Annotated in this window: 13 protein-coding genes; 12 read left to right on the plus strand and 1 reads right to left on the minus strand. The window is 41.4% G+C overall.

Annotated elements, in window-relative coordinates:
- The first annotated feature begins 219 nt into the window (after positions 1-219).
- From BM146_RS05315 to BM146_RS05370, 12 genes are all read left to right on the plus strand, one after another.
- On the plus strand, positions 220-1647 hold the full coding sequence (locus BM146_RS05315) for an endo-1,4-beta-xylanase (RefSeq protein WP_074885433.1): 1428 nt from the start codon (positions 220-222) through the stop codon (positions 1645-1647).
- A gap of 26 nt (positions 1648-1673) precedes the next feature.
- On the plus strand, positions 1674-4622 hold the full coding sequence (locus BM146_RS05320; RefSeq protein WP_074885436.1) for an extracellular solute-binding protein: 2949 nt from the start codon (positions 1674-1676) through the stop codon (positions 4620-4622).
- Between the two features lie 27 nt (positions 4623-4649).
- Positions 4650-5588, plus strand: coding sequence for a carbohydrate ABC transporter permease (locus BM146_RS05325; RefSeq protein WP_022772464.1), 939 nt, complete (start codon positions 4650-4652; stop codon positions 5586-5588).
- Between the two features lies 1 nt (position 5589).
- On the plus strand, positions 5590-6453 hold the full coding sequence (locus tag BM146_RS05330; protein ID WP_022772462.1) for a carbohydrate ABC transporter permease: 864 nt from the start codon (positions 5590-5592) through the stop codon (positions 6451-6453).
- A gap of 19 nt (positions 6454-6472) precedes the next feature.
- Positions 6473-7987: an NHL repeat-containing protein gene (locus tag BM146_RS05335; protein ID WP_074885440.1), complete on the plus strand. Its 1515-nt coding sequence runs from the start codon at positions 6473-6475 to the stop codon at positions 7985-7987.
- 4 nt (positions 7988-7991) lie between these two features.
- Positions 7992-8651 carry a Yip1 family protein gene (locus BM146_RS05340; protein ID WP_074885443.1) on the plus strand — a complete coding sequence of 220 codons (660 nt, stop codon included), beginning with the start codon at positions 7992-7994 and terminating at the stop codon, positions 8649-8651.
- 21 nt (positions 8652-8672) lie between these two features.
- Positions 8673-11270: a DUF5696 domain-containing protein gene (locus BM146_RS05345; RefSeq protein WP_074885445.1), complete on the plus strand. Its 2598-nt coding sequence runs from the start codon at positions 8673-8675 to the stop codon at positions 11268-11270.
- 14 nt (positions 11271-11284) lie between these two features.
- On the plus strand, positions 11285-12193 hold the full coding sequence (locus BM146_RS05350) for a carbohydrate ABC transporter permease (protein WP_022772457.1): 909 nt from the start codon (positions 11285-11287) through the stop codon (positions 12191-12193).
- The gene (locus BM146_RS05355; RefSeq protein ID WP_074885449.1) at positions 12186-13196 is read left to right on the plus strand and encodes a carbohydrate ABC transporter permease; all 1011 of its coding nucleotides are present in this window, start codon (positions 12186-12188) and stop codon (positions 13194-13196) included. Before BM146_RS05350 ends, BM146_RS05355 begins: the two co-directional genes overlap by 8 nt.
- A gap of 70 nt (positions 13197-13266) precedes the next feature.
- A complete protein-coding gene (locus BM146_RS05360) occupies positions 13267-14757 on the plus strand; it encodes an ABC transporter substrate-binding protein (protein ID WP_074885452.1) in 1491 nt (496 codons plus the stop codon).
- Positions 14732-16480 carry an SGNH/GDSL hydrolase family protein gene (locus BM146_RS05365; RefSeq protein ID WP_074885454.1) on the plus strand — a complete coding sequence of 583 codons (1749 nt, stop codon included), beginning with the start codon at positions 14732-14734 and terminating at the stop codon, positions 16478-16480. Before BM146_RS05360 ends, BM146_RS05365 begins: the two co-directional genes overlap by 26 nt.
- A 147-nt stretch (positions 16481-16627) precedes the next feature.
- The gene (locus BM146_RS05370) at positions 16628-18517 is read left to right on the plus strand and encodes a sialate O-acetylesterase (RefSeq protein WP_207649895.1); all 1890 of its coding nucleotides are present in this window, start codon (positions 16628-16630) and stop codon (positions 18515-18517) included.
- A gap of 40 nt (positions 18518-18557) precedes the next feature.
- On the opposite strand, the gene BM146_RS05375 is transcribed toward BM146_RS05370, so the two are convergent.
- On the minus strand, positions 18558-19445 hold the full coding sequence (locus BM146_RS05375; RefSeq protein WP_074885460.1) for an AraC family transcriptional regulator: 888 nt from the start codon (positions 19443-19445) through the stop codon (positions 18558-18560).
- Positions 19446-19461 lie beyond the last annotated feature (16 nt).

Raw genomic sequence — 19461 nt, forward strand, 5'->3', positions numbered from 1 at the left:
TTTCTGCTCATATTAGATAATACATTCTAGCACATCCCTATGCCAATTGTGAATAATGCACAAAAAAATAAGGGCAATTTTTGCAATCAATTCGCAATATCTGAATGTCGTCTGGCAAAAACTGGTAAGCAAGTCAGGGCTGTAGCCTATATGCTATACATTGTCAACTTTAATATGATTTAGCAAAAATTGATTACTAGAAAGCGGGGAGGAAAGTTGATGGTAAAGGGGAAATGTCTTGCAGTGATGGCTCTGGCGGCTGTAATGATGTCAACATCAGCCTGCGGCAGCGTGAGTAGCTTAACTGTATCTTCAGCAGAATCCGGCGTAGAATCCAGCACAGAATCAAGCAAAGAGGCAAGTGCGCGGTCAAGCGCAGAATCAAATACAGAATCAAACACAGAAGGTAGTACAGCGATGAGCACAGCAGAGCAACAAGGTGTGGCAAAAGAAATTCCGGCGCTTCGTGATGTGGTAGAAAAAAAGATGGGATGCCGAATCGGATGCGCGATAACCGGAAAAGAGCCCTGGGACTCAAAACTTTGGGATCTGGTAACAACTCACTTTAATGCAGTTACCCTTGGAAATGAATTAAAACCCGATTCGCTTTTTGGATATAGCGTAAGTAAATGTCCGGGGACAAAAGAGGCAGAACTAAACGGCGAAACAATTACAGTTCCTGTTCTTAATTACACTAATCCAGAAAAGATCCTTAATAAGATACTTAAATGGAATGAGGCAAATCCTGACAGACAGATAAAGGTAAGAGGACATGTTCTTTTGTGGCATTCGCAGACACCGGAGTGGTTCTTCCATGTTGACTACGACAAGACAAAAGATTATGTGACAGCCGAAGAAATGGACAAGAGACTTGAGTGGTACATAAGAGAAGTTCTTACACATTTCACAGGTGAAGGCAGTCCTTACAAAGATCTTTTTTATGGATGGGATGTTGTAAATGAAGCAGTGTCAGATTCGACAGGAACTTACAGAACTGACACAGAAAGACCTGAAGAAGACCTGTTAGAAGATAGACACGGCGGTAATTCAAGCTGGTGGCATGTATATCAGAATGAAGACTTCATAATAAATGCTTTTAAATATGCCAACAAATATGCACCTGCAGACCTTGAGCTTTACTACAACGACTATAACGAATGCGATGCCAAAAAGAGAGAAGGAATCATCAAACTCCTTGAGAAAATAAAGGAAAATGAAGGAGCTCCCGGCGAAGGAACAAGGATCTCGGCCATGGGAATGCAGGGACATTACAGTATGGAAGGCCCTTCAGCAGCTGAGATGGAAACATCAATAAAGGCTTACGGAAAAGTCGTAGGAGCAGTTCAGGTAACAGAGTGGGATTTAAGAGCTACAGATGGTTATGATGGAAGCCCTGAAGCGATGGAAGAAGAGTATGAGAAGCAGAGAAAGATTTACAACCTGATGTACTATTCTCTTCAATCCGCCAAGAAATCAGGCGTAAACATAACAGGCATGACTTTCTGGGGAACAATAGATACGCTTTCATGGCTTCAGTTCAGATCAAATGTAGGCGGTGGAAGCAATAAAGAGCAAAAACAATGCCCATTGCTTTTTGATGGAAATTACGAGCCTAAGCCGGCTTTCTGGGTATTTGCTCAAGAATAATAACTGTAAAAATAGGGACTAAAAACATGAACAAAACACTTAAAAAAGTTTTAATAGTTGTGGGAATCCTGGCAGTTATAGTATGCATATGCATTGGCCTTTCAAGCAGAAAGATCGAAGACTTCAGTGCCAAATATGCAGATGCCGATCTTACCGAAGAAATTGAAGGCATGGAAAGAGTTGGTGCCTACACCGGATATATAAATGAACATGCAAAAGATGCTTATCCACAGGAAAACGTGGAAGTCAGCCTTTTTGATTATCAGTCAACAGGTGAGGTGCACAAAGAATCAGTTGCATCAAGAGATGGCGTTTTCACAGGAACCGGTTCAGAGATCACCTGGAACGTAAATGTTAAAGCAGCCGGAATGTATCAGATAGATATCGACTACTACATTCCGGAGTCCAGAGGCGTTCCTGCAGAGAGAACTGTTTTGGTAAACGGCGAGATTCCATTTGAAGATGCAAGAAACATTTCTTTTACCAGAATGTGGATGGACGGTGGAGAGAAAAAGATAGATAACCAGGGAAATGAGATCCGTCCAAGGCAGGTTGAGTACTTCGATTGGCAGAGTGCATTCTTTAGAGATGACATGGGATTCGTAGCTGAGCCTTATGTGTTCTACTTCGAAAAGGGCGATAACACTCTTACATTCGTTGCAGACAATGAGCCTATGATCCTTTCAAGGGTTGAGCTTTGCGGAGTAAAAGAAACACCGAGCTACGAGCAGTATATCGCAAACAATCAGGGCAGCGAAGGAACAGAAGCTGCAAAAACTTATCTTGAAGTAGTTCAGGGCGAGGATTCAACATTAAGATCAGAATCTTCACTTTATGCAAAATATGACAGATCATCACCTACAACAGTTCCAAACAGTGTTACAACAACAGTTCTTAACTACGTTGGCGGTGAGGCCTGGAGAGCTTCCGGACAGTGGATCGAATGGAATTTTGAAGTTCCCGAAGATGGATATTACAACATCACAGTCAAGGCAAGACAGAACTACGCAAGAGGTTCTGTATCAAATAGAAGCGTACTCATAGATGGACAGATTCCATTTAAGGAAATGGAAGAAATCTCTTTTGGCTACAGCAACGATTGGGATTGTATTACTCTCTCGGATGGAGATGGAAATCCTTATAAGTTTTATCTTACAAAAGGAACACACAACATAAGACTAGAGGCAACTCTTGGTGGAATGGGTGCAATCCTTGAGGAAATGGAAGATTCAACTTACAGACTGAATCAGATATACAGAAGAATTCTGGTATACACAGGTGCAAGACCTGATGTGTACAGAGATTATCACATTGATACAACTTATCCGGAAATTATGAAGGCCATGGATCTTGAAGCAAAAAGACTTTACAAGATCGTCGATGATATGGTTGCTTACTCCGGACAGAAAGCAGATAACATCGCAACAGCGCAGACTATCGCGCAGCAGCTTGAAAGATTTATAGAAAAGCCTCAGAAGATCACAACAGAGTTTGTTACATTCAAGGACAATATAACATCTCTTGGTACCGCGTCTCTTAAGATGAGTGAGACAAAGCTTGATGTGGATTACCTGGTGATTTCAGGAACTGATGCAAAGGTAAAAAAAGATAAGGCTAACTTCTTTACTAAAGCAGGTCATGAGATAAAGTCCTTTATTGCATCATTTTTTGTAGACTACAACTCAGTTGGTGATGTTTATGATGAGAACTCAAGTGACAAAGTAGTTAAGGTTTGGGTGCTAACAGGTAGAGATCAGGGAACAATCCTTAAGTCCATGGTTGATGATGATTTTACTCCAAATTCTGGGGTAAAGGTAAACGTAGAGATTGTAGATCCGGGAGCACTTCTTAATGCAGTACTTGCAGGACGAGGACCAAACGTAGTTTTATCAGTTGGTGCCGATCAGCCTGTAAACTACGCCCTCAGAGGTGCAGCAGAGGATATAACACAGTTTGATGGATGGGAAGAAGTTTTATCTCACTATTCAGAGAGTTCATATGAACAGTACAGACTTGACGGACATATTTACGGTATTCCGGAGACACAGGGCTTCAACGTAATGTTCTATAGAAAAGATGTACTTGAAGAGCTTGGTCTTGAGACTCCGCAGACATGGAAAGAACTGATCGAGATGCTTCCGACCATTCAGGGAAATAACCTTTCAATTGGTATCCCGACAGCAGCAGGAAGTAGCGGAGCTGCAGCAGCGTCAACATCGATCATGTCAAATGTGCCTGACCTTTCAATGTACTTCTCACTACTTTACCAGTATGGCGGAGATATGTACAACGAGGCGGGAACAAAGACAACGGTTAATACCGAAGCCGGAGTAAAGGCATTCGATGACTACGTAAGATACTTTAACGACTACGGAATCCCAACTATCTACGACTTTGTAAGCAGATTCCGTGCAGGAGAAATGCCAATAGGTGTAGCACCATATTCAACCTACAACACACTTATGGTTTCTGCTCCTGAAATAAGAGGTCTCTGGGACTTCACACTTATCCCGGGAACCGAGAGAGTAGATGCAAACGGTAAAAAATATATCGACAGATCAGACTTCATCACAGGAAGCGCAACAATGATGATCGCAACAGAGGATGAAGAGCTCAGACAAAATTCATGGGAGTTCATGAAGTGGTGGGCAAATGCTGATACGCAGGTAAGATTCGGTAGAGAGATCGAGGCACTCCTTGGTTCATCTGCAAGATATGCAACAGCAAACAGAGATGCATTCGAGAATCTTTCCTGGAGCGCAGATGATATCAAAGTATTAAGTGAGCAGTGGGACAACACAGTTGGTATCAGAGAAGTTCCCGGTGGATATTTCACAGGAAGACACATCTCAAATGCCATAAGAAAAGTAATCAACGAGAAAGTTGATTCCAGAGAGACAATCATCGATTACTCAATTCTCATTGACGAAGAGATCAAGAAGAAACGTATTGAGTTTGGTATGCCGGTTGAATAAAAAACAAGGACCGATGGAGAACTGACAATGAAGGAATATCTGCAGAAGTATATAAAGCTTCGAAAGCATAATTTTACAGTGGCACTTAAAAAGGCCAAAAACCGCAAGATGTGTTATCTCTTTCTTGCTCCATATGCAATATTGTTCACTATGTTCTATGTGTTCCCTGTAGTTGCATCAATCTACTACAGCTTCACATATTACAACATCCTTGAACCGCCGAGATTTATCGGACTTCAGAACTACATAAGCCTTGTGCTTCAGGATGACATCTTCCTGATAGGTGTAAAAAACACACTGATGATAGCACTGATAACAGGGCCTTTGGGGTACATCCTTTCTTTCCTGTTTGCATGGCTTATAAATGAGCTTCCAAGATGGATCAGAAGTATAGCGGTAATCGTGTTCTATGCGCCATCAATTGCAGGTAACTGTTATGTTATCTTCTCAGTGTTCTTTAGAGGAGATGCTTACGGATACGTAAACGCTTTCCTGATGAGTGTGGGAATCATTGATGGTCCTAAGCTTTGGCTTATTGATCCACATTACATGCTTCCAATATGTATGCTGGTTATCCTCTGGATGAGTTTGGGAACAGGATTCCTTTCATTCGTAGCCGGACTTCAGGGCGTAGACAGAGCTCAGTTCGAAGCCGGATACATGGATGGAATAAAGAACAGATGGCAGGAGCTTTGGTATATCACACTTCCAAACATGAAACCAATGCTTATGTTCGGTGCAGTTATGTCAATCACATCATCCTTTGGTGTCGCAGATGTGACTATGGCCCTTTGTGGATATCCAAGTACAGATTATGCTGCACGTACAATTGTTACTCATTTGTTTGACTATGGTTTTTCAAGATTTGAAATGGGTTATGCCTGCGCAATAGCAACAATATTGTTCCTTATGATGATACTTTGCAACAAGGCAATCCAGAGTCTTTTAAGGAGAGTTGGAACTTGATATGAGCAAGAAGCTAATTAAGAAAAGAAAACCGAACAGATCAATTGCAGGGGATATAGCGCTTTACGTTTTCCTTGTACTTGTTGCCATAGTCATGGCTTTTCCGATCATATACGCAGTCAGCAGTGCACTTAAGCCTCTGGATGAACTTTTTAAATTCCCACCGAGAATTTTCCCACAGCATCCAACACTTGATAACTTCTCAGATTTGTTTGTAACAATGGGAAAATCCTGGGTCACATTTACAAGATACCTGTTCAACACAGTTTTCATCACATTTGTTGGAACAGCAGGACACCTTATCATTGCCTCAATGGGAGCTTTCGTTCTTGCGAAATATGATTTCCCGGGAAACAAGGCATTTTTCAAACTTGTAACAGTAGCCATGATGTTCACAGGTTGGGTAACACAGATTCCTAACTACCTGATACTTAATAAACTCGGATGGATCGATACTTACTGGTCAATTATCATCCCGGCCTTCGCTTCACCAATGGGTCTTTTCCTTATGAAGCAGTTCATGGAAGGACTTCCTACATCACTTATAGAAGCAGCCAAGATTGACGGTGCCAATGAGTGGAAAGTATTTTCAGGAATAGTAATGCCAAACGTTAAGCCTGCGTGGATGACACTTATTATCTTCTCGGTTCAGGCTCTTTGGAACAACAAGGCATCAACATATATCTATTCAGAAGAAAGAAAAACTCTTGTATATGCCCTTCAGCAGATCCAGAGCGGAGGAATTGCAAGAACAGGACAGGGAGCAGCCGTTCTTGTTGTTGTTATGATCGTTCCAATCATTATCTTTGTATTCTCTGAGAGCCAGATCCTTGAGACAATGGCTAGCTCAGGTCTTAAAGATTAAAGCGAAAGGTCAAGGCGATATGCGTAAAAAGAATTTATTCATAAGAACTTTAGCAGCATTCATTGGTGTATCAGTTGTGCTTTTCCAGCCTGTTACGGCCTGCGCAGAAGAGAAACACTACACATATAACTATGATTATTGGGGAGATGTTCAGGAGAGCCCGGATCTGTATTCTGTCAGCAAAGTACTCACATCTTCTGAGCTTGGACTTGATGTCAAACTAAAAAATCCTCAGGGACTGTTTGCTGTCGGCAATTCTCTTTATCTGTGTGATACAGGTAACAACAGGATCATAGAACTGAACAGAGTATCACCTGAGAAGCTTGAAGTTGTAAGAGTTGTAGATTCAATAAAAGGCGGATCAGGACCTGCGACCTTTAACAATCCAACTGATATCTCAGTTTCGGAGGACGGCAACATCTTTATAGCAGATCAGGGAAATGCAAGGATACTCAAGGTTGATAAGGATTTCAATTATCTGATGGAATTTATCAAACCTACAGATAATACCCTTGATCCTGCCCTTGTTTTCCAGCCCAATAAACTGGTAGTTGATACAGCTGAAAGAGTTTACTGCATCGCATCCGGAATAAACAAAGGTCTTGTAAAGTACGAAAATGATGGTACTTTTTCGGGATTTGTAGGAGCCACACCTGTTAGCTTTGACTGGACAGATTATATATGGAAGAAACTTGCTTCTCAGGAACAGAGAGCAAAACTTGAGTCATTCGTTCCTACAGAGTATGAAAACATCTACATGGACTATGAAGGTTTCATATACGCAACAAAAGCCCGTACGGAAGATCAGGCAAGATCAGATGAGAATGCTGTAAGAAAATTGAACCTCATGGGTGACGATATTCTGGTTTCCAACGGCAACTGGTCAGTGGGTGGAGATCTTTACCTTGGATCCGGCGGTGGATATGAAGGACCTTCAATCCTCACAGATGTAACAGTTATGGACAATGACATCTATGTGTGCCTGGACAGAAACAGAGGAAGACTTTTTGCATATGATGACCAGGGCAGAATGGTATTTGCTTTCGGTGGAAACGGTAACATGGATGGATACTTTAGAAGACCATCAGCAATTGAGCACATCGGCCATGAGCTTTATGTTGTAGACAGCCTTGACTGCTCGATAACATCCTTTGTTCCTACTGAATTTGGAAATCTGGTATACAGCGCAATAGAGGAATTCGACAAGGGAAATTACGAAGCTTCCGGTAATTACTGGCAGCAGGTAATGGACCAAAACGGCAACTACGACCTTGCTTATATCGGAATCGGAAGAGCACTTCTTCGTCAGGAACAGTACAAAGATGCCATGAAGTACTTCGAACTTAAGTATGACAGAGAGAATTACTCAAAGGCATACAAACAGTACAGAAAAGAGTGGGTTGAGGCTCATATCGGATGGATAGTAGCAATTATCCTCATACTTTTCCTTGTGCCTCTTACCATAGGAAAGATAAAGAGTATCAAGTGGCAGATTGATAATGCTGACATATTCAAAGTAGAAGAAAACAGGTGAAGCTATGATAGCAAATGTTAGAGAAAACCTTACTCCAAAGGAAAAATATATAGATTCCCTTAAGTTTGCACTTTACTGCACGACTCATCCTCTGGATGGATTCTGGGATCTTACTCATGAAAAAAGAGGTACATACGCAGCAGCGAATACAATACTTGCCCTTGCGCTTCTTATAAGAATACTGAAGCTTCGCTATACGAGCTTTCTGTTTATGGAAGTTTACTGGGAAGACTTAAATATTTTCATGTATCTGGCAAGTATAGTTTTCCCGCTTACGCTCTGGGTACTTGGAAACTGGGGACTTACAACACTGTTCGACGGAAAAGGAAGACTTGGACAGGTCTACATGGCAACATGTTACGCATTTACTCCATATGTCCTGATACAGTTTCCGCTCATGATATTCAGTAATTTTGTAACGGTTCAGGAAGCAGAATTCTATTCGGTTGTAAGCTTATTATCATTAGTTTATTCAGCTCTTTTGATAATAGCGGCAATGGGGCAGATCCACGAATACTCAGCAGGAAAGAACTTATTGTTCGTTGTAGCAACCCTTTTTGCGATGCTGGTAATGATATTCATCCTGATGATCTTCTTTAGTATGGTCGCTCAGGGAATTGCATATTTCATTTCCCTGGGAAAAGAATTGATGTTCCGAATGTAGTAATAACAAGAGGTGACGGATTTGAAGACAGAAAATAAGAAACCAAAAAATATATATGCAGGCGCGATCCTGACAACTATAGTAAAGCATTTGCCCTCGATTATTCTGGCTTTGATCATAGTTATTGCAGCCATATTTGTTATTAACTACAAGCCTGTAGCAGAGGAAAAAGAGCTGGTTCAGCCTTATACATTTGAGGGAAATGACACACCTGTTGTAGTAGACAACGGTGAACTGAAACTCACCATGGATCCTTTGACAACAGCCTTCGAGCTTGAGGTTAAGGATTCCGGAAAAGTATGGCGCTCAAATCCTGCTGACGTTTTAGAGGATACGGCAGCTCTTGATGATCAGAAGTCATTCCTTCAGTCTCCACTTGTTATGTCATATTCCATAACACAGGGACTTGAGACAACCTACAGCACTTTTGGCTATAGCACAAACAACGGAATATACGAGATCGTTCCGGGCGACAATGAGATCAGAGTCAACTACTCACTTGGTAATGTAGAAAAAGAATATGTGGTACCGCCGGTTATCACTGAAACAGAGATGAATGACTGGCTTTCAAAGATGGACAAGAAAGAAGCTGATCTTGTTAAGCAGTACTACAAGAAATACGACATCAACAAGCTCACAGCAAAGGACAACAAGGATGAGCTCTTAGCAAATTATCCAAGCATGGAAAATGAAGTTATCTACGTTCTCAGAAGTGGAACAAAAGAGAATGTGAAAAAGACCATTGAAGAGAAGTTTGCAGCAGTTGGTTACACATATGAGAATTTCCTTGCGGACAAAGAGCTTGATCTTTCAGTTAAGACTTCAGAAAACCCAGTGTTCAATGTCAGCGTAGTTTACAAGCTCGAGGGAAAAGATCTGGTGGTAGAGATTCCACTTAAAGACCTTGAGTACGACAAAGAAACACCTATCTATACAATAACTCCTCTTCCATATTTTGGAGCAGGCGGTCCAAACGATAAAGGATTTATGTTTGTTCCTGAAGGTGGCGGAGCAACAATTAACTTCAACAATGGTAAGACTTCACAGAGCAGCTATTACACAAACGTTTATGGCTGGGATATGTGCCTTTCAAGAGATGCTGTAGTACACAACACAAGAGCATATTACGGTGTGTACGGTGTATCTGAAGGAAATGATTCTTTTATCTGCATCTTGGAGGAAGGAAGCCCATACGCATCTATTCAGGCAGACATTGCAGGAAAGAACCACAGTTACAACTACGTAAATGCAAAATACAGTATCTGTCAGAGAGAAAAATATGATGTAGGCGATATCGCCAACTCAGATATTTATGAATACATAAAAGAGTTACCTGATGAGACTCTGACTCAGAGGTACACCTTCGTAAATTCAGGAGATTATGTGGACATGGCCAAGTGCTATGGCAAATATCTCCAGGACAAGTACGCAGGATATATGGACCTTGTTAGCGATGAAAGCACTCCTGTTGCTATTGAAATGGTGGGAGCCATCGATAAGGTTAAGCAGGTTGTGGGTGTTCCTGTATCAAGACCACTTAAGCTCACAAGTTATAAAGATGCAGCAAATATAGTTGAAGACCTTAGTGCAAACGGCGTTTCAAACATGAAAGTAAAAATGCTTGGCTGGTGTAACGGCGGTGTTCAGCAAAAGATACTTAGGAAAACAAAAACAATTTCTGATCTTGGAAGCAAAAAAGACTTAAAGAACATGATAGCTTCTGCTGATGAAAAAGGAGCTGAAGTCTACCTCAACGGTGTAACAGAGTATGCATATGACAGCAACCTTCTTGATGGATTCTTCTCTTTTAGAGATGCAGCAAAATTCATAAGTAAGGAAAGAGCTGAGCTTTACAATTACAGCCATGTAACTTATGCACAGAGGGAAAACACAGATAACAACTACTTCCTTCTTCACACAGATCTTTCAAAGAAATTGTCAGATGTACTTGTAAAGAGCAGTAACAGTCTTGGCGCAGGTGCCTGCTTTGAAAACTTGGGAATGGATCTTTCTTCTGACTTCTCCAGAAAGAAGACCTACAGCAGAGAAGCTGTAAAGAATCTCCAGGTTGAGCAGCTTAAAGGATACGCAGATGGCGGATCAAAGCTCATGATAAACATGGGTAACGATTATGCAATTCCTTTCTGTTCCATGGTTACAGAGATGGATTTAAGAGGAAGTGAATACACAATCCTTGATGAATGTGTTCCATTCTTCCAGATAGCAGTTCACGGAAGAGTTGATTATACAGGCAATCCAATAAACATTTGCGGTAATGCTGAAAACGAAGTTCTATATAGCGCTGAGTATGGAGCAGGCCTTTGCTTCTCATTTATGGAAGAGAGCTCTTTTGCCACTCAGAAAACTCTGTACACAGATTACTATGGTTCAACATATGATTCCTGGAAAGACAAGATGCTTGGTATCTACAACAGATACAATGCAGAACTTGGACACACATTCAATCAGGAAATGGTTGGACATAAGAACTTAAATTCAGATGTTTCATGTACAGAATATGCAGATGGAACACAAGTATATGTCAATTACGGTTACAGCGACTTTACTACCGATGAAGGCGTAAAAGTACCGGCAAGAGACTATATCGTTAAGAGATAAGGAAGGCATCCTTTATGAGTAAGCAGAAAAATAAACTGGCAGGATTACAAAAGCGAAAAGCCATATCGGGATATTGTTTCATATCACCATTTATTCTTGGTTTTTTGCTGTTCATGATAAAACCTCTTTTTGAATCCTGTTACATGAGTTTTTGTAACGTTGATCTGTCAGCAGGAAAGGTTACAAAGACATTTTCAGGAATTACCAATTACATATTTGCGTTCAGGGTTGACCCGGAATACAACAGGCTTTTGTGGGAGGAACTTTCAAGAATGATGGTTTACTCACTGGCGATCATAGTATTCAGCTTCTTTGTGGCACTTGTACTGAATCAGAAATTTAAAGGAAGAGCCCTGGTAAGAGCAATATTCTTTTTACCTGTTATCCTTTCATCCGGCGTGATCGTAGGACTTGAATCAAACAACCAGCTTATGGCAAATCTGGCACAGAGTATTGAACAGACAACAGAGGGTGTGAGTATTACAGGAGCTCTTGAATCAATACTTAGAACAACAGGCGTGGGCGTGAGAGCTTTTGAACAGGTATTTGAAGTCATAGATAACATTTACGATGTGGCACTTGCTTCCGGAATTCAGATCATCATCTTTTTGTCAGGTCTTCAGACAATCTCATCAAGTATGTATGAAGCCGCTGATATAGAAGGATGTACAAAATGGGAGAGTTTGTGGAAGATAACATTCCCAATGATAAGCTCGTTGTTCCTTGTTAACTGGATCTACACAGTTGTTGATTTCTGTATGAGATCAGATAATGGAGTAATCGAAAAGATCCAGAAAGTAATGATCGAGCAGCAGCAATATGGAAATGCTTCAGCAATGTCATGGATCTATTTCATCCTGGTACTTGCATTTGTGGGAATAACATCATTCTTTATTTCTAAGAGGGTTTACTACTATGACTAATGTAAAAACAAATAGTGCCTACGCAAAGCAGAGCTTTTGGGAGAGGAACAAACAGTCCGGAGGATATCTGCTTAGAAAAGTAATAGGAGAAAGAGCTGTAAGCATTATAAGATTCATTCTTCTTTTTGGAATGTGCTTCATGATCATTCAGCCGATCCTGAATAAAATATCTGTCAGCTTCATGACAGAGCAGGATCTTTATAATCCGGTTGTTATCTCTATTCCTGAGCACTTTACAACAGCTAACTACAGACTGGCAGCAGAGCTTATAAGTTTTAAAGAAGCGCTTTTTAATTCAACTCTTATATCACTTACGATAGCAGCGCTTCAGATTGCAATGTGCACACTGGTTGGATACGGGTTCGCAAGATTTGAATTTCCATTAAAGAAATTCTGGTTTGCATGTGTGATACTTGTTATCCTCATTCCGCCACAGACCATTGCCAGCTCACTCCATCTGCACTTCAGATTTTTTGATGTACTTGGTCTTTCACAGCTCATAACAGGTCAGACTATTAACCTGAGGGGTTCAAAACTCCCATATTATCTTATGAGCGCCGGATGCATGGGACTTAAGAATGGTCTTTATATCTACATGATAAGGCAGTATTTCAGAAATATCCCCGGGGATCTGGAAGAAGCCGCTTATGTAGATGGCTGCGGAACATTTAAGACTTTTATCAGGATCATGCTTCCACAGGCAAAGCCAATTCTTACATCATGTTTCCTCTTCGCCTTTGTTTGGCAGTGGACAGATGGATTTTATTCAAGAATGTTCCTTGGAAACACAAAGCTTATAAGCACAGGTCTTTCAAGAATTGTGGATAGTCTCGGAGCATATATTCAGAGAATAAACGGTGTAAAAACAACAATTTCAATAGCTTATTCAAACTGTATTCTCGCAACAGGAACACTTATGATCATCGTTCCGCTCATTGTTCTTTATCTTTTTGCACAGAGAGCATTTGTTGAGAGTATCAGTAGCACAGGTATCAAAATGTAAGGTTCCACCCGGACAATAAGTCTGGATAACAATAATATTACCTTAGGGGGTAAAGGAGGATTTTTAGAGTATGAGAAAGTCTCTAACAAACAAAGCAACAGCCGTTATTACAATGGCAGCTATGCTTTTTAGCATGGCAGCTTGTGGCTCACAGGAAGCAGCACCTGCAACAACTGATTCTGCTCAGCCAGAAGCAAACACAGAAACAGCTACAGCAGAAGCTACTACAGAGGCAGCTGCCGAAGCTACAGAAGCACCATCTGATGAATATGATCCATATCAGGTAATCACAGATGCAAGCGGCAACCCAATCGACCTTGGCGGAATGGAGATCATCATCCGTGACTGGTGGTCATCAGATGAGCCTGCAGCTCCAGCTAACGATTATGAAGAAGCACTTCAGGAGTACAGAGATTGGATTCAGGAGACATACAACTTCACTATCAAATCTCAGGCATTTGGTGACTGGGGTTCAACACCTACAGATTTCGTAGATTATGCTACAACAGGTGGCGACGAGAACTATCTCTTCACACTTCGTGATGACCCGGCTATCACATCAGCTATGGCTAATGGTCTTATGTATGACCTTTCGACACTTGACTGTCTTGATTTCAATGATATTAAGTTCCAGAGAAACAAGCTCCATGAGCAGTATTCTAAAGGAGACAGCATCTATGCTATGTTCGCTGGATATTCAGAAGCACGTACAGGTGTATATTTCAACAAGAGACTTCTTAAGGATGCCGGAATCGATCCTGAGTCACTTTACGATATGCAGGCTGACGGAACATGGACATGGGATAAGTTCGAAGAACTTATGCAGAAGGTTCAGCAGGATAAGGACAATGATGGTACTGTAGATGTTTGGGGCCTTACACTTAACGAAGGTAACATGACAACAGCAGCTGTATTCTCAAATGGTGGATCATACATCGACAAGGATGCAAGCGGCAAGTATGTATATAACCTTGAGTCTCCTGAGACACTTGAAGCTCTTGAATGGACAGTAAAGATGTTTACAAACTATGACATGCCAGATCCGGAGGGCGCTGAGTGGGATTACTACAAGGAAGCATTCATCAATGGTATGGCAGCATTCATGGTTGATGATGAGTATTGCGCAACACCTGGTAACTTCCTTGAGGATATGCAGGATGAAGTTGGATTCGTTATGTTCCCTAAGGGACCTAAGATGGACGACTACATCAACGTTTGGACAAACAACCCAATTGCAATTCCAGCATGCTACGATGCAGACAAGGCTTGGAAGATCGCATTTGCATGGAACCTTTATACAAACGCTCCTTCAGCTGAGTACCTTGATTACAACGGATATCTTTCAACAGCCAGAAATGGTGTCTTTGATGAGAGAGCAGTTGATGAGACAATCGCTATGATGACAGAAAAGGGAACAATTGCTTACCACGGAATGATTCCTAACCTCAGTCTTGGCTCAGACTTTGTATGGAACATTGGACCAGGCGTAGTTGTTTCAGAGCAGGTAGAAGCAATCCGTGACACATGGAAAGCTTATGTTGACGAAGCAAACGCTCAGTAAATCTGTTGGGGGCCCTAAGGCCCCCAAAGATCCTACAAAGAAAAGACCTTTCTTTTTCATAATGCAGGGTAAAGAAATATTTGGAGCGCCTCAGCCTGATGGCCGGGGCGTTCAGTTTCTTTATATGGACTGTGGAAGACTTATAGATGCTGCAAAATTATCAGGCAACATCGAAGATGAATACATGTTAGAGCTGCTTAAGTCAGCTCAGGGCTTTAAGACGGTTGTCCACAGCATAGGCGTCAGTGTTTCAGGACGCGATGCAAAAGAGCCGGTGAAATTCGTGCTTGAGATGTATCCTGAACATCCGGGAGAAAAAGCTACGCAGATAACACAGGAGCTTTTCATGGATGGCATGGAGACAGTGATAAATCTTGAAGAGATTGATTGGGAAGTTGCAGACAAAGAAGTGGGGCAGATAAGATTTGAGTTTGAAACTTCCGGAATTCAGGCAGCAGCTGATGTAAGATTCTATCTCAATCAGGGGTTCATTGCTCCGGTTCAGCCAATGGAGCAGCTTGTTGATTTTAAGTCTTCAAGATATAAAAAGATGATTTCACAGAGTCTGTTGCATGCCGGAAACACAGCAAGACTTGAAAAAGTGTTAAGTAAGGCCGGAAGCGGTGAGAACGTTACACTTTCTTTTATTGGAGGATCTATTACACAAGGAGCCGGAGCTATACCAATAAATGAGAAATGCTATGCAAAAGTTTTTGCAGATGAGTTTCAGAAGAGATATATCAAAGGCGGGAAAGTAAATTTTATCAAGGCAGGTGTTGGAGGAACGCCTTCAGAGCTTGGAATGATAAGATTTGAGCGAGATGTCCTCAGGGACTATGCTGAAAAGCCTGATCTTATAGTCATAGAATTTGCTGTAAACGATGAAGGCGACGAGACCAAGGGAGTCTGCTATGAAAGCCTTGTAAGAAAGGCACTGGCACTTCCATGGAAACCAGCTGTAGTCTTGCTTTTTGCAGTATTTTCTTTTGACTGGAATCTGCAGGACAGATTAGGACCTGTAGGTATGAGGTATGACATACCGATGGTCAGTGTTATGGATGCGGTAACAGAGCAGTTTAAACTTCTTCCGGAAGATGGAAGAGTTATATCCAAGAATCAGTTCTTTTATGATGTATACCATCCAAGCAATCTTGGTCATCAGATAATGAGCGACTGTCTCATAAATCTGATTGATAATGTCAATGAATCAAGAGACACTTCATATGAAGAAGATGATAAACTTCCACATCCGGTAATAGGTGGGGACTTTGAGAAAGTTGAACTGCTGGATAAAAAAGAGTTAGGGGCTTTAAAAAAGAAATACAAGATAACAAAACTTGACGCCGGTTCTTTTGACGATGTCGATAAGGATATTCAGCTTGTGGAAATGGATGAAGAGATTATTCCAAAGCCTGAATTTCCGAATAACTGGGCATATAATGGGAAAAGCCCGGACCCTGAACCTTTTGTAATGAGCATTAACTGCAGTAAGCTGCTGTTGGTGTTCAAGGATTCAGGAAGCGCATCATTTGGAACAGCACAGGTTTTTGTGGATGAAAAAAAGATAAAGGATGTCAATCCGTTAGAGGTTGGATGGACACATTGTAATGCCGTGATTCTCTTCAATGAAGAGAAAAACAGACAGCACAAAGTCGAGATTAAAATGGCGGACGGCATGAACGATAAGAAGTTTACAATCCTGGGGTTCGGAGTTGTAAGATAATAGAAAGTGCTTGTAGAGAAAACTATCTCTGCAGGCACTTCTTTTATTGTAAGCAATAACTGGGGAGTTATTCGCACTTATAATGAGGTAAAAAATTGCGTGCACAAAGTATAATCATAATAAATATAAATGGGAAAGGTTATGATCATGTCTACGCTTAGATTACCGCGTTTACTCTCCGACGGAGCAATTATTCAGAGAAGAAAAAGTATTCATATATGGGGCTGGGATGAACCCGGCACAAAGGTTACAGCTACACTTGAAAAGGATCAGGTTAGTGGAGAAACGAATGAAAATGGAAGATTCGATCTGTATCTGCCTGCCCGCGAGAGCGGCGGCCCATACGAGCTTATAGTAAGTGATGATAAGGGCGAGAAAAAGGTTGTTAAGGATGTAATGCTTGGCCTTGTCTGGCTGTGCTCGGGTCAGTCTAATATGGAACTTCCACTTACAAGATGTAAGGATCAGTACCCTGAAGTCGTAAAGAACGATGTGAATAGCAGAATACGTACATTCAAGATTGTTGAGGAGACTTCTTACAGCGGACCTTTAGAGGAACATCACACCGGTAGCTGGACAGAAGTAAAGCACGAGACAATTATGGATTTTTCTGCTGTAGGGTATTTTTTTGCCAAGCATCTTCAAAAACTTACAGGCCAGACCATAGGAATAATCAATGCAAGCCTAGGTGGCTCAAGGATTTTTGGCTGGATGGGCAGAGAAATGCTTGAGGGTTATGATGAGCTTTTGGAAGAGGCTGACAGATACGCAGACAAAGAGTTCTATGACGGACAGATCGCCAGAAATATTGCAAATGGCGATGCATGGAGGAACTCTCTTTATCAGAAAGATGAGGGAATAAAGAACAACTGGCAGCTGGAAAATACAGATGACAGCGACTGGAAAACCTTTGAAGTTCCTGGATTTTTCAAGGAAACTGAGCTTGACGGATTTATAGGCTCTGTGTGGTTTAGAAAGAAATTTGATCTGCCAAAAGAACTTGCGGGGAAGGCTGCAAGACTCTTTATGGGAACTATGGTAGACAGCGACACTATTTTTGTAAACGGACAAAAAGTCGGTGAGACAGCTTATCAGTATCCGCCTCGTAAATACGATATTCCTGAAGGACTTACAAGAGAAAAGGATAACGAAGTAGTTATAAGACTTTGTGTGGAGAACGGCCTTGGAAGATTTACTCCGGAAAAAGAGCTAAAGATCTTTAATCAGGATGCAACCGTTTATCTGAATGGTACTTATAAATATAGGATTGCTGCAGAGTGCGAGCAGATACAGCCTACAGATTTTGTAAACTGGAAAGCAACAGGGCTTTTTAATGGCATGACAGCTCCCTGTAAAAACTATCCTATAGATGGTGTGGTTTGGTATCAGGGTGAGTCAAATGTTGAAAGAGATGAGGACTATGCTGATCTTACCAGGAGAATGGTCCTTGGCTACAGAAAGCTTTGGAATGATGAGAATCTTCCTTTTATAGCAGTTCAGCTTCCAAACTTTGTAATAGACCAACTTCCATGTAAAGATGATTGGGGAAGATTCAGGCTTGTTCAGAATAAGATACTTGAAATTCCAATGACAGGACTCATTGTTACATTGGGACTTGGAGAGGACAATGACCTTCATCCTACCGTAAAAGAGCCTATCGGTGAGAGAATGGCTCTTTGGGCAGCTCATATGAAATATGGCTGCGGCGCAGAATACAAGGGACCGGAAGCCATAAGCGCAAAGATTGTCACAGAGGATGATGAAGCTTATGCTGAGATAAAACTTTCTCACACTGCAGGCCTTAAAGTTGCTGATGAAGGAAAGGGATATGAGCTTCTTGATTTTTATATCGAAAATGAAGAAGGCACTGCACAAATGGCAGAGGCAGCTCTTTTGGGAGATAAGGTATTAGTTAAGATAGATAAAGGAAGTAAAAAAATAAAACTCAAATGGTGCTGTGAAAATACTTACCACGGCGGCCTTATTGAAAACGAAACAGGCACACCGCTTACACCATTTGAGATTACGATAGAATAATTATTTATAGGTTCCTGGTTTTTTGAGGAAAAACAAAAACCTATGATTTTAAGTCCGCGCCTGCTCTGTAGAGCTTGCGGTATTCTGTAGGTGAGCAGCCGTTGGTGTCTTTGAACACTCTGTTAAAGGTTGAAAGACTAAAGAATCCTGACTGCATGGCAATGTCCATAACGGAGAGATCTGTGTCACCTAAAAGTTCCTGGGCCATGAGCACGCGGCGCTTTGTAATGTACTGATAACATGAGATTCCCATGTAAGACTTAAAGAGTCTTTCAAAGTGGAACTTGGAAAAGCCTGCAATCTCAGCAAGCTGTTCAACGCTAAGGTCATCTGATCTGTGGGAATCAATGTAGTTGGTAACAGAAACAAGCTTGTCGATGTTCTTGCGTTGTGGGTCATCGTTCACGACACCAGATGTTACATCATTGGGATGCATGCTTCCTATCTGGGCGAGAATAAGAGTTACCAGTGAATAAACAGATATATGCAGGAACTCATCGCTTTCGCCATAAAGCCTGTCTATTTCCCAGAAATAGTTCTGAAGGCGGGCGTCCTCAAGAGGATACTCATTCTGCTTGATGTGAACATAAGGCGGAAGAGTTTTAAGAAGAGGAACAAGTGATGAAACCTGAGAATATCCACCGATATCAAACAGGAGAATCAGCTTTTCGCCGCCGGGAGTATCTGAGAGATATTCGTGCAAGGTTCCGGGTGCTATAAGCACAATGTCACCGGGGTTACAGCAGATCATGGACTGTGTATCATTGTGGAACTTGATATTCAGAGTTCCGGAAACTATGAGAATCAGCTCAACTTCGTTGTGCCAGTGCAGAGGATATTCCGAAAGTGTGTTGTGATATAAAAGAACACCCTTTAGTGTGTCATAAAAGATGTCTTCACGAGCCTGTTCATTGATGTCACTTATCATGTTAATTACGCTCCTA

It is taken from the genome of Butyrivibrio proteoclasticus (assembly GCF_900115735.1).
Classification (GTDB): domain Bacteria; phylum Bacillota; class Clostridia; order Lachnospirales; family Lachnospiraceae; genus Butyrivibrio; species Butyrivibrio proteoclasticus_B.

Bases quoted from the DNA above. Each gene is read 5' to 3' on its own strand.
- BM146_RS05350 (WP_022772457.1), top strand. From the start codon at position 11,285: ATGAGTAAGCAGAAAAATAAACTGGCAGGATTACAAAAGCGAAAAGCC.
- BM146_RS05315 (WP_074885433.1), top strand. From the start codon at position 220: ATGGTAAAGGGGAAATGTCTTGCAGTGATGGCTCTGGCGGCTGTAATG.
- BM146_RS05360 (WP_074885452.1), top strand. From the start codon at position 13,267: ATGAGAAAGTCTCTAACAAACAAAGCAACAGCCGTTATTACAATGGCA.
- BM146_RS05355 (WP_074885449.1), top strand. From the start codon at position 12,186: ATGACTAATGTAAAAACAAATAGTGCCTACGCAAAGCAGAGCTTTTGG.
- BM146_RS05340 (WP_074885443.1), top strand. From the start codon at position 7,992: ATGATAGCAAATGTTAGAGAAAACCTTACTCCAAAGGAAAAATATATA.
- BM146_RS05335 (WP_074885440.1), top strand. From the start codon at position 6,473: ATGCGTAAAAAGAATTTATTCATAAGAACTTTAGCAGCATTCATTGGT.
- BM146_RS05325 (WP_022772464.1), top strand. From the start codon at position 4,650: ATGAAGGAATATCTGCAGAAGTATATAAAGCTTCGAAAGCATAATTTT.
- BM146_RS05375 (WP_074885460.1), bottom strand. From the start codon at position 19,445: ATGATAAGTGACATCAATGAACAGGCTCGTGAAGACATCTTTTATGAC.
- BM146_RS05320 (WP_074885436.1), top strand. From the start codon at position 1,674: ATGAACAAAACACTTAAAAAAGTTTTAATAGTTGTGGGAATCCTGGCA.
- BM146_RS05370 (WP_207649895.1), top strand. From the start codon at position 16,628: ATGTCTACGCTTAGATTACCGCGTTTACTCTCCGACGGAGCAATTATT.
- BM146_RS05365 (WP_074885454.1), top strand. From the start codon at position 14,732: ATGTTGACGAAGCAAACGCTCAGTAAATCTGTTGGGGGCCCTAAGGCC.
- BM146_RS05330 (WP_022772462.1), top strand. From the start codon at position 5,590: ATGAGCAAGAAGCTAATTAAGAAAAGAAAACCGAACAGATCAATTGCA.